10 protein-coding genes are annotated in these 12244 nt (G+C 47.7%); all 10 read right to left on the reverse strand.

Annotated features, from left to right (window positions below):
* Window positions 1–72: 72 nt before the first annotated feature.
* A complete protein-coding gene (gene pknB, locus ACYCS5_RS01595; protein ID WP_459760701.1) occupies window positions 73–2352 on the reverse strand; it encodes a Stk1 family PASTA domain-containing Ser/Thr kinase in 2280 nt (759 codons plus the stop codon).
* On the reverse strand, window positions 2349–3125 hold the full coding sequence (locus ACYCS5_RS01600; RefSeq protein ID WP_459760702.1) for a Stp1/IreP family PP2C-type Ser/Thr phosphatase: 777 nt from the start codon (window positions 3123–3125) through the stop codon (window positions 2349–2351). Before ACYCS5_RS01600 ends, pknB begins: the two co-directional genes overlap by 4 nt.
* Before the next feature lie 6 nt (window positions 3126–3131).
* Window positions 3132–4172, reverse strand: a complete 1041-nt coding sequence (gene rlmN, locus ACYCS5_RS01605) for a dual-specificity RNA methyltransferase RlmN (protein ID WP_029517204.1) — start codon at window positions 4170–4172, stop codon at window positions 3132–3134.
* Between the two features lie 187 nt (window positions 4173–4359).
* Window positions 4360–5775: a 16S rRNA (cytosine(967)-C(5))-methyltransferase RsmB gene (gene rsmB, locus ACYCS5_RS01610; RefSeq protein WP_459760703.1), complete on the reverse strand. Its 1416-nt coding sequence runs from the start codon at window positions 5773–5775 to the stop codon at window positions 4360–4362.
* Window positions 5772–6731 (reverse strand): methionyl-tRNA formyltransferase, encoded by a 960-nt coding sequence (gene fmt, locus ACYCS5_RS01615; RefSeq protein WP_459760704.1) that lies wholly within the window; start codon window positions 6729–6731, stop codon window positions 5772–5774. The genes rsmB and fmt overlap by 4 nt, the downstream gene beginning before the upstream one ends.
* Before the next feature lie 6 nt (window positions 6732–6737).
* Window positions 6738–7235: a peptide deformylase gene (gene def / locus ACYCS5_RS01620; RefSeq protein WP_013310890.1), complete on the reverse strand. Its 498-nt coding sequence runs from the start codon at window positions 7233–7235 to the stop codon at window positions 6738–6740.
* A 139-nt stretch (window positions 7236–7374) separates the two neighbouring features.
* Window positions 7375–9951, reverse strand: coding sequence for a primosomal protein N' (gene priA / locus ACYCS5_RS01625; RefSeq protein WP_029517200.1), 2577 nt, complete (start codon window positions 9949–9951; stop codon window positions 7375–7377).
* Window positions 9951–11255, reverse strand: a complete 1305-nt coding sequence (gene coaBC, locus ACYCS5_RS01630; protein WP_342444205.1) for a bifunctional phosphopantothenoylcysteine decarboxylase/phosphopantothenate--cysteine ligase CoaBC — start codon at window positions 11253–11255, stop codon at window positions 9951–9953. The genes priA and coaBC overlap by 1 nt, the downstream gene beginning before the upstream one ends.
* A gap of 90 nt (window positions 11256–11345) precedes the next feature.
* A complete protein-coding gene (gene rpoZ, locus ACYCS5_RS01635; RefSeq protein ID WP_013310893.1) occupies window positions 11346–11549 on the reverse strand; it encodes a DNA-directed RNA polymerase subunit omega in 204 nt (67 codons plus the stop codon).
* A gap of 122 nt (window positions 11550–11671) precedes the next feature.
* Window positions 11672–12244: a guanylate kinase gene (gene gmk, locus ACYCS5_RS01640; RefSeq protein WP_013310894.1), complete on the reverse strand. Its 573-nt coding sequence runs from the start codon at window positions 12242–12244 to the stop codon at window positions 11672–11674.

Raw genomic sequence — 12244 nt, forward strand, 5'->3', positions numbered from 1 at the left:
GTGTAAGATGTCCTCCTTCATAATGTTTAAGTTTTATTGCGTATAGCAGGTTGAGCATCTCCTATTGCACGTTTACTGATGCTGAACAGCCTCAATCACTTTTTCCTTCTTTTTGTGGGAAGCGTGACCTGGGTTGTTTTTATGGCTAACTGCCAACTCACTGCGCGTAGCCCCCGTGGAATTCGTTCCAGGAACAAAGGCGGAAGGGTCACCATTACCTCCTGTGCCCTCCTGATTGTTCGAGTCGCCTCCACCGTCACCACTATCATTAGAAGATCCCCCGTTATCACCTTCCTCGCCGTTTCCACTTCCATTTTGCGAGGAATTACCATCAGGTGTATCCGTTGGTGAAGTTCCAGCAGGTGGGGCAATTTGAGGCATCGTCACTGTTCCATTTTTCGCATCAATATAAGAGACCGGATACGTATCAATAAAGTCACCATCTCTAAATACTGAGACAACACTGTCTTTGTTCGGAGCCATTAGCAGGTTGATAGTGAACACCTGTGTCGTATTAATTGTACGGCTTCCCCATTCCTGATTTTCTCCACGTGCATCCGTATAAGTAATACGAATTTTGCTGTTTTTACCCTCTTCCTTCGGTGCAACAGGCACATTAAATGGCAGCGTAATCGCTTCTGGCGGGTAACCAGTGCTTACATAAAACGTAATTTCCGTATTTGGTGGCAACTCACTGCCTGCCTCTGACGGCCATTGTTTGGTTACTCTTCCTTTTTCATGCTCATAGCTAAACTCTTCTTTAATTGAGCCAACCTTCAACCCTGCCTTTTTGACCTCATTTTCCGCTTGGTTCTGTGTTTTCCCTACGAGGCTTGGCATTTTTACAGTGTCAGCGCCCTTGCTGACTGTGAGCACAACTTGGACTGAATCCTTATCAAATGGCTCATTTGCAGCTGGAGCCTGACTAAGGACGGTCCCAACGGCCTGATCACTGAACTGCTCATTTTGCTGAATCTGCGTCTCCTTAATTTGCTGGGCGGTCAGCAGCTTAACAGCATTCTCGTAGCTTTGGCCTTTTACATCCGGCATTGGGGTGAGCGGCTTGGCAATCCCGACTTTCAGACTAATCTTGGTTCCTTCCTTGACTAAAGAATCTGCAGGATAGCTTTGATAAAATACAATTCCAGGCGCGATCCCCTCTTTGTATTCATGCTGGATTGGCTCCTCAATGAGTAAACCCGCTTTACTGAGATTAACCTTCGCTTGGTCTTCAGTTTGTGTCAATACACCTGGTACTTTCACCTCAGGCACGACAAGTACACTTTGCACATAGTACACCACTCCGCCCATGCACAGAAGTAACACCAACACTAGTGTTACCCACAAGATCGCTTTTTTTCTATTTTTCTTGGACGATTGCTTGCTCGGAAGCTGTTCAGACTCACGCGGTTGGGCAGGTACATCTTCCCCGCTAGAAGACATCCCTAATTGTTGAGGCTTAATAGCCGGAATAACCCGTGTTTGATCCTCATCATCCAAATGTGTAAACTCCAGCTTGGATTCATTACGCCGTCCCGGCAGCAAACAGGTTTCCAAATCTTTTAGCATTTCATCTGCCGATTGATAACGCTCTTCTGGATTTTTGCGCATGGATTTTAGAATGACATTTTCCACACTTTGCGGAATCAACGGATTAATTTTACGCGGTTCCTCAAACTCCTCTTGCAAATGCTTGAGCGCTACACTAATTGGACTTTCTCCGAGGAAAGGGAGCTGCGCCGTCAGCATTTGATATAAGACAATACCTAAAGAATATAAGTCCGATTTTTCGCCGGTGACGACACCCTTTGCATGCTCAGGTGAAAAATAATGAACAGAACCTACAACAGAACCCGTCTGGGTAATGGTCGTTGACGTAACAGCTCTAGCAATCCCAAAATCGGTTACCTTAACCCGTCCATTACGTCCAATTAATATATTATGAGGCTTGATGTCTCGGTGAATGATCTGATTTTGGTGAGCATGCTCCAGCGCATCACAAATCTGGGAAGCAATCCGTACTGCTTCATCCACTTGCAATGGCGCACGTTCTTTAATAATCTCATTCAAATTTTTACCTTCGATGCACTCCATTACAATATAATGGATTTCATCCTCTTGGCCGACATCATAAATACTGACCACATTCGAATGCGAAAGCGAAGCCGCAGACTGCGCCTCACGCCGAAACCGGCGAATAAATTCCTCGTCATGAACAAATTGCTGGCGCAACACTTTAACTGCGACATTGCGATTCAGCAAAATGTCTTGAGCCTTGTACACCAGAGCCATACCGCCGCCACCGATACGCTCAATAATTTCGTATCTTCCCCCTAGCAGGTGCCCGATCATGCGTCACACCCCTTTTCATTCAATGAAACCGTGTCATCGGGCAATTCAAACAAAGCTACAGTAATGTTATCGTCTCCTCCGGCAAGCAACGCCAGATGTAGCAGACGATCCGCACGCTCCTCCAAAGGATTCTCTGCGGCACCTACTACTTTACTGATTTGTTCTTCCGTTACCAGATTGCTTAATCCGTCGCTACACAGTAACAGTACATCGCCTTTTTCCAGCATAATGGAGTCAATATCCACTTTCACCTCGGAATCAGTGCCCAACGCCCGTGTCAGTACATTGCGACGAGGATGGTTCTCCCGTTCTTCCTTACTGATCTGACCGTTTTTGAACAGCTCGTTAACCAAAGTATGGTCTTCTGTAAGCTGACGTACCGCTCCTTTGGATATGACATAGGCGCGACTGTCACCGATATGTCCGATAATTCCGGATGCGTCGTATAGTAAAACCGCAACAACTGTCGTTCCCATATTATGATACTTCTCATCGCGTGCAGCCGTCTGGAAGATGACTTCATTGGCATGCAAAATAGCGTCGCTGAGCGCCGCCGTCAAAGAATGTGCGGATAATCCGCTCTCCAGCGTCGCCAAATCAGCGGCAAGTGTCTCTACCGCAAGGCGGCTGGCCGTATCACCGGCCAAATGCCCCCCCATACCATCGGCAACAATCCCAAGAATATAGCCTTGCTCTAAGTGCCTGATCCAGGCAGAATCCTCATTCACCGAACGTACACGTCCGACATGGCTGACATGAACTGTTTTGATCAAATGGTTTCACCCCAACTCCATATGCTTTGCACGCAACTGACCGCAGGCAGCGGCAATATCGTGACCCTGTTCACGCCGGATCGTCACATTGACGCCTTTTTCGGCAAGAATACGTTGGAAATTAAAAATATCGCTACGCGATGTGCGCACATACTTGCGCTCAGGCACATGGTTGACTGGAATCAAATTAACGTGACACAGCATGTCCTTTAACACATCCGCTAGCTCTTCAGCATGTTCTGCCTGATCGTTTACCCCACCAATCAGGGCATATTCAAACGAAATTCTCCGCCCCGTCTTAGCAAGATAGTAACGTAGAGAATCCATAACATCCTTAAAGGGATAACGCCGATTTACAGGCATTAGCTTCGACCGAAGTGCATCATTAGGCGCATGAATGGATATTGCCAGATTAATCTGGGTATCCTCGTCGGCAAATTTATAAATATTCGGTACAATACCGCTGGTCGACACTGTGATATGACGTTGACCAATGTTCAGACCTTTTTCATGAACCATTGTACGCAAAAACGTCATGGTCGCTTCATAGTTTTCGAAAGGCTCGCCCGAGCCCATAATCACGATGCTGCTCACTCGTTCATTCGTTTTATCCAAAATTTTCTGAGCCTGTACTACCTGTGCAGTAATTTCACCAGCTGTCAGGTTTCGTTTGAGGCCTCCAAGCGTCGAAGCGCAGAAAGTACAACCAATTCGGCAACCCACTTGTGTCGTTACACAAATACTGTTTCCGTAATTGTGTCTCATAATGACCGTTTCAATGGCATGATCATCATGCAAACCGAACAGGAATTTTACTGTACCGTCCTTTGATTCCAACTTTGTAATTTCACTAAGCGTCACAAAACTAAATTGCTCCTCAAGCTTCTCTCTCAGCGCCTTGGGCAAATTCGTCATCTCGCTGAAATCATTGACCCGCTTCACATACAGCCAGTCAAAAATTTGTCCTCCACGAAAAGCAGGCTCGCCATTGTTCTTGGCCCAGTCCTGAAGCTCCTCCAAAGTTAAATCATATATAAAAGGTTTCATCAATGTTTGCACCCGTTCCTTCTTCATTAAGTTCTGTTTGATCGCAGATCGTATTTTTCATTCTTCCTATTTTAGCACAAATCCCTGAGGGGGTAAAAATTTTTCGTCTTCATGCAAAAAACCGCCGGAAATGTTCCGGCGGAATGTGGAAATGCTGGTGGGCAGCTGCATGGAATTCTCTTCCGCGCTATTTCACCCGACGCAGGCGCGCGATATAAAATCCGTCGCTGTGGAAATGCTGCGGTAACAGCTGTACCGAGCCTCCCTGTATACTATCCTTTTCGCGGCTCACGTCCGGGAAGGAATGACCCTCTGCCAATTCATACTCTGGATGTTCGCTTAAAAACCGAGTCAATTGTCCTTCATTTTCGTCCGGCTCAATCGTGCATGTGCTGTAGACCAGAATACCACCTGGCTTCAACAGTCCCGCTACACTATCCAGCAGCTCATGCTGAAGCTGTGTAATGTCGCGAACATCCTGCGCAGTTTTACTCCAACGCAGGTCCGGTTTACGACGAATTACTCCAAAGCCAGAGCATGGCGCATCCAGCAAAATACGGTCAAAAGAAGCTGGGGCATATCGTTCCTTCAGTTCTAGCGCATCACCAGTGACTGTTTCCACGGCATCCAGGCCAAGTCGTTTAGCCTGTTCACGGATTAATTGATGTTTATGGGCACGCAGATCATTTGCAATGATCTGGCCGCGATCCTTCATCAGCTCAGCCATATGAGCTGTTTTGCCGCCTGGAGCGGCGCAGCAATCCAGTACCAGCATACCGGGCACAGGAGCAACTGCTTCGGCAACGAGCATAGAGCTTTCATCCTGTACGGACAGCAAGCCGTCCGTATACCACGAGGTAAGCGCCATATTGCCACCGCTACGAACAACAATGCCATAGGGACTAACTGCCGAAGGAACGGCATCAAGTCCTTTTGAGCGCATCTCGTCCAGCAGCTGATCACGGCTGGTCATTGTCGTATTCACCCGTACGCTGACCGCAGGGGGCATATTATTAGCCTGACAAATAGCCTCAGCAGTATCTGCACCGTATTGCTTAATCCAACGCTTAACTAGCCACTGTGGATGAGAATGTTCTAATGAAATCCGTTCCTCTGGTGACAAATCGTCAGGAATACGCAGCTTGTCCGGCTCACGCAGCATGCTGCGGAGCACGCCGTTGACCATACCGGAAATCCCCTGATGTCCACGACGCTTGGCAATGGTCACCGCTTCACTAACGACTGCATGATCTGGAACTCGATCCAGATACACCACCTGATACACACTCATCCGCAGCAACGAACGTACCCAAGCCTGAAGCTTGGCCGTTCCTTTTTGAACAAATTTATTCAAAAAATAATCTAGTGTATTTCGGCGTGCGACTGTACCGTATACAAGTTCAGTCGCCAAACCAGCGTCACTTGCAGATAAACCTGCCTGCTGAAGTCGACGATTCAATTCAAGATTGCTATACGCACCCTCTTGCTCCACACCGGTCAACACATCAAGTGCAACTTCCCGCGCCGTCTGTTTGCGAGTATTGCCGGATCTGGCACCCACTCCCTTGCCTTGGCCTCCCTGACGGGAGTGACTCCCGCTCATCCGAGCACCGTGCCTGGCTTCATCTGTCCGCCGCGCGCAAAGGTTCCGGCATCCATAACCTTTTTGCCAGCCGGTTGAACCTGAGTCAGCCAAAGAGTTCCTTCGCCTGTCTGCACCTCAATGCCACGAGCGGTCAATTGAAGAACCGTTCCGGGTGCTGGAGCATTTGAGCCACTCACTTCATTATTTATGAAAGGCTGCTCAGCAGCCCATATTTTAAAAACATTTTCCTCCCAAAGCGTAAACGCGCCCGAAAAAGGAACAAGGCCGCGGATCCGGTTGTATATCTGCTGTGCATTGTCACTCCACGAAATACGCTCATCGTCGCGGTTCAGATTCGGAGCATAGGTCGCCTCGTCCTCGTTTTGCGGCGTACGGTCTGATTGCCCAGCCAGCAATTTAGGCAGCTCGCCCTGCAAAAGCTTTGCTCCAGCTACGCTTAGCTTTTCAAAAATCGTACCGGAGGTATCCTCCGGCTCTATAGCAACCTCAACTCGCGATATCATATCGCCAGTATCCAGTCCTTCCGCCATATACATCAGCGTCACACCCGTCACGGTCTCACCGTTAATAATCGCACGCTGGATCGGTGCACCTCCCCGATAACGGGGAAGTAACGAACCATGCACATTCAGGCAGCCGAAACGAGGCAGGTCTAGTACGGATTTTGGCAAAATTTGCCCATAGGCTGCGGTTACGATCAGATCAGGACGCAGCTCCGCCACCTGAGCCACCGCTTCTGGCTGGCGCAGGCGGGTCGGTTGCAGTACAGGTAATCCGCGTTTTTCTGCCGCTTCCTTAACTGGTGTAGGCGTCAATATTTTTTTCCGTCCCTGTGGCTTATCGGGCTGTGTAATCACACCGACCACGTTATAACCATTATCCAGTAACATGTTCAACGATGGCACTGCAAACTCAGGAGTACCCATAAAGATAATACGAATGTCTTCACTCATCGAACCTCACTCTCCTATCTGACGGTTCGGTCCTGGCTGTTCCAGCGCAACCTCATATACTTTTTCTGCAATATCCGTGAACAAAATTCCATTTAAATGGTCGATTTCATGCTGAAAAGCACGAGAAAGCAATCCTGTCGCTGTAACGGTAATGGCCTTACCCTCGCGGTCCAGTCCCTTGACTGTAACTTTCTCGGCACGACGCACATCCCCGTTCAACCCTGGTATACTCAGGCAGCCTTCTGGACCCAATTCCTCCCCTTCTTCGGCCACGATTTCTGGGTTGATCATTTTAATCAAACCATGTTCATCTCCAGCATCTACAACGATGAGACGCTTCAAAATACCTACTTGCGGAGCAGCAAGACCTACACCCTCCGCTTCATACATCGTATCTGCCATATCGTCAAGCAGCTTTTGCACGTTAGGTGTAATTTTAGTGACTTCCTTTGCTACTTTGTGCAATACATCATCCGGCTCCAACACTATAATTCTAATTGACATGACAACAGAACACCTTCCTCTTTATCCTTTTTCCTTCGTTTAGGCTTAACTGTATTCATCACAAACGCGACTGCTACATTATCCTATGTACGGACGACTTGTCCGCATTAATTGTGCTAATAACTTTTGTGGCAACGCTCTACATAAGCATTTGTGGATCAACATCCAGACTAATCAGCAACTTTTGCGCCTGTGCGGATTCGGCCATTTCATCAGCTACTTGCTGAGCCAAACTAATGGCGTCGATATTTCCACGCCATTTTATCATACATTGAAATCGGTATCTATTCTTGATTCTCGAAATGGGTGAAGCTACTGGTCCCAAAATGTCGAGTACATCCGATGTAAGACGATCCATATTCCCGAACCAGCCCCGTTGTCTGGCCCGTCCCTGTAGTGTTGCTGAATAATTCTCAGCCAGCCGAACCAGCACCGGGAGTTGTTCATGAGAAAAGGTTACCAAAATAAGACGACAATATGGTGGATAGTGCAAATTGCGGCGGTGTTTCAATTCTTCCCTCACAAAAGAAGCATAATCATGGCGACTTGCGTGAATCACCGAATAATGCTCTGGAGTATAGGATTGTACGAATACTTCCCCTGGCAATTGATGTCTCCCAGCACGTCCAGCTACTTGTGTTAACAGCTGAAATGTCTTTTCCGCAGCCCGAAAATCCGGTAAATTGAGAGCTGAATCCGCAGTAATGACACCAACCAGTGTCACATCGGGAAAGTCCAGGCCTTTGGCAACCATTTGAGTACCGAGCAGCACGTCCGCTTTTTTATCACGAAATTGCTTGAGGAGCTTTTCGTGGGCATTTTTTTCTGTCGTTGTATCAACATCCATTCGAACAACACGTATACCGGGGAATAGCTTCGCCAGCTCTTCTTCCACTCGCTGGGTACCTGTACCGAAATAGCGAATATGCTCACTACCGCATTCAGGGCAAGTCTGAGGCACAGGCTCGGAATAACCACAGTAATGACAACGTAAATTGTTCGACCGCTGATGATACGTAAGCGAAATATCACAATGCGGACAGCCCGCCACATAGCCACAGCTACGGCACATGACGAATGTGGAGTGTCCACGCCGATTCAACAGGAGCACCGTCTGCTCCTTACGCTCTAACCGCTCTGCAATCCCATTATGCAACGCACGGCTAAACATAGAGCGGTTGCCAGCACGCAGTTCCTCACGCATATCCATGATATGTACTTCGGGTAACGTGTTCCCCAATGCGCGAGTTGGCATTTCAAGTAGCAACGGCGCAAACTCGTCGTTGCTTTGTGAGCGAGCCGCATAGTAGCTTTCCAGCGACGGTGTAGCCGAGCCGAGAATAACGACAGCCCCATGCTGATGGGCTCTGCGAATGGCGACATCACGCGCATGGTATTTAGGTGTCTCTTCCTGCTTATAGGACGTTTCGTGCTCCTCATCCATAATAATAAGACCTAACTCACGAAAAGGCGCAAATACTGCCGAGCGAGCACCAATCGCCACTTTCACACGGCCTTCGCGTATTTTGCGCCACTCATCGTACCGTTCTCCTCCAGACAACCTACTGTGCATCACTGCTACCTGATCGCCAAACCGACCTTTAAAACGCTCAACCATTTGTGGGGTTAACGATATTTCAGGTACCAGCACAATGGCCTGCCGATTCTGCTCGATACAACGTTGAATCGTCTGTAGATAAATTTCCGTCTTACCGCTCCCCGTGACTCCATGCAACAAATAAGCTCCTTGCTCACGCGTGTCCAGCTGGCGAATAATCCGTTCATACACCGACTGCTGCTCTGCTGTGAGAGGGAGTGGCTCTGTAGGCTTGAAGTGTCTGCCCCGGTACGGGTCGCGGAACACTTCGACATCCTCCAGCAACACATAGCCCTTATCTTCCAGCGCCTTAACCGTTGCAGCAGACACACTCAATGAGGTCATGACTTCCTTGAGCGACAGAGGCAAAAACTCGCTACGTTCCAGCAAAAAAGCAAGTACCTCCCGCTGACGCTGTGCTTTGGCAGAAAATTGCTCCAGTACCGTTGATGCCTCGTCTATGCCGATAGCCAGATCAACGGATTTCATGGTCTTTTTGCCAAGCTTGTCTTTAATAACTTGACTTTCCTGAAGCACACCCCGGCGTAACAGTGATTTAATAACCTCCGCTTCCTCAGGGAAACGTCGACTGAGTTGCTGCAACGGGACTTGCTCCTTCTCCTGAATGAAGCTGACAATCCGACGCTCTGTCGGATCACTCATACCATCGTCGGTCAGAAGTGCCCATTCGAGCTCATCGCCCTGATTCGGTTGTATACTACGCTGTGGATGCGTTAACTCATGCTGTTCCGCAATTGAGATATAACGTTCTGCTTTGCCTTTGAGCGCGGTAGGAATCATCACTTGCAATGCCATAATTTGATTACAAGCATAACGTTCACTCATCCACTTGCCCAGTTCGACTAGGTCGGCAGATAAAGGTGGCACCAAATCCAGCAACTCCTGAATCGCTCTCATCCTGTATTTCGGTGGTTCCTCAGCTGGGACTACCGAGATGACGAAAGCCTGCACCGTCCGTTTGCCAAATGGCACAGCTACCCGACTACCCGGCTCAATCCAAGGTCTCATTGAATCCGGTATCAGATAATCGAAGGTGCGGTCCGTATCCTTGGCAGGTACATCGACAATGACCTTGGCAACTAAATTGCCCGTCTCCATTAATGCAGCACCCCACCCATGCGTCCCGCGGCTATAGTAAGCAACTTACGCGCAACTTCTTCCTTTGACTGTACAGGAATACGCTCAACGATCCCGCTTCGGTCATAAATTTGAACAGCATTCGTATCGACGCCAAAACCAGCACCATTCACAGTTACATCGTTTGCCGCGATCAAATCACAATTTTTACGTTCTAATTTATCTTTCGCATACGTCTCCAAATGTTCAGTTTCAGCTGCAAAGCCAATTAAAAATTGATGTTTCTTACTCCGTCCGAGTGATTCTAGAATATCGACGTTCTTCACTAACTCTAGCGTAAATACACTATCTTTTTTCTTGATCTTGGTCTGTGCTATCTCACGTGGTCGATAATCTGCAACTGCAGCAGCCATAACCACCATATCGCTCGTTTCCCATTGTTTTAATACAGCTGCGTACATGTCTTCAGCCGACTGGACTCTTTCAAGCATAATACCAGCAGGCGGTTCCGCACTGGTATTGGCAGCAATCAAGTGCACCTCTGCCCCCATCTTTTGAGCCACTTTTGCAATGGCGAAGCCCATTTTTCCAGATGAATCATTTGTGATATAACGCACTGGATCAATTCGCTCGATCGTGCCTCCAGCCGTTACAATGACTTTTTTACCTGAAAGCACCGATTCATTCTCATTCACAGGTGACTCAGGCACTTGAGCCTCCATAGATTCGCCACCAAACCATCGGGATTCAGACTTAATGTTGTTTTTTTGTTCCTGGGCTTGCTGATCAAAAAAGTGCTCTATCGTTTGCACAATTGTGTCCGGCTCTTCCAAACGTCCTTTGCCAACGTAACCGCAAGCCAGTAATCCTTCACCAGGCTCAATCATCTTCACACCACGTGATACAAGCGTCTCCATATTTTGCATGACTGCCGGATGAGTGTACATATGTACATTCATCGCAGGTGCCACCATAATAGGCGCTGTTGTAGCCAACAACGTTGTAGACAACATATCATCAGCAAGGCCATGCGCCATTTTTCCAATAATATTCGCAGTTGCAGGTGCAACAAGCACCAAATCAGCCGCATCTGCCAGATGAATATGGGATACGACGGACGGCTCTCTTTCATCAAACGTATCACTGTACACCGGATTACGAGAGAGCGACTGCAGTGTAAGCTCGGTAATAAACTCCTTAGCAGAGGCTGTCATAATCACATGAACATCGGCGCCCTTTTGTGTCAACCTACTACATAACGCAGCCCCTTTGTAAGCAGCAATTCCACCGGTTATACCAAGAATAATAACTTTCCCCTTCAACATCGTTAACTCCCCCTGACCTAAAAAAATAACAACCTTGCGGTTGTCAAAGGAATTGGCATTGCGCCCGGTTATAATAGTTGTGTATAATTCTTACTCGTCTTCGCCGCTTTCAAGACGCAGATGATCCGCGTAAATCTCTTCCAACGCCACTCCAACCTGTTTGTGGGATTTAGGATTCTTGAGGGTCGTCTTTTCACCCTCGCGCAACTGTCTGGCACGACGTGAAGCCGCTACAACCAACGAATACTTACTATCTGCCTTTTTCATCATTTCATCAATGGAAGGATACAGCACGAATAGACACCTCTTCATGTAGTTTTGGGACTGTATAAGCTGAACTCCAGTGTACACCTTCAAGCTCAGCTTATACAGTATTATTTCTCTTTAGGTACGCTTGGCATATGTAAAGCCCTCGTTTAAGGATGAACCTTACAATGTTCGGCGATAATAATGGATTCTATTCGTTTACAAGCGAAATCAATCTCATCATTGACAACCGCATAATCATAGTGACGCAACAGATTCATTTCATCCACAGCTACCGACATACGGTGGTCTATGGTCGCTTGAGTTTCTGTGCCCCGTCCCCGGATTCTATCCTTTAATTCATCTAGCGAAGGCGGAAGCAGAAAAATGAATATGCCTTCTGGAAATTTTTCTTTAACCTTTAGCGCTCCCTGAACTTCAATCTCCAGAAAAATATCTTTTCCCTGCGCAAGCGTCTGATCTACAAAATCACGTGGAGTACCATAATAGTTCCCTACATACTCAGCATACTCCAGCATTTCATCTCGTTCAATCATACCCAAAAATTCTTCACGCGTTTTAAAAAAATAGGTCACTCCATCCTGTTCACCCGAACGAGGTGTTCGAGTTGTAGCAGAAACGGAGTACGTTATCTCTGGTAGCTTGTCACGCAATGCGTTGCCTACCGTCCCTTTACCGACACCCGAAGGTCCGGATATTACAAATAATAATCCCTTAGCCAT

Source organism: Paenibacillus sp. SEL3 (genome assembly GCF_054602585.1).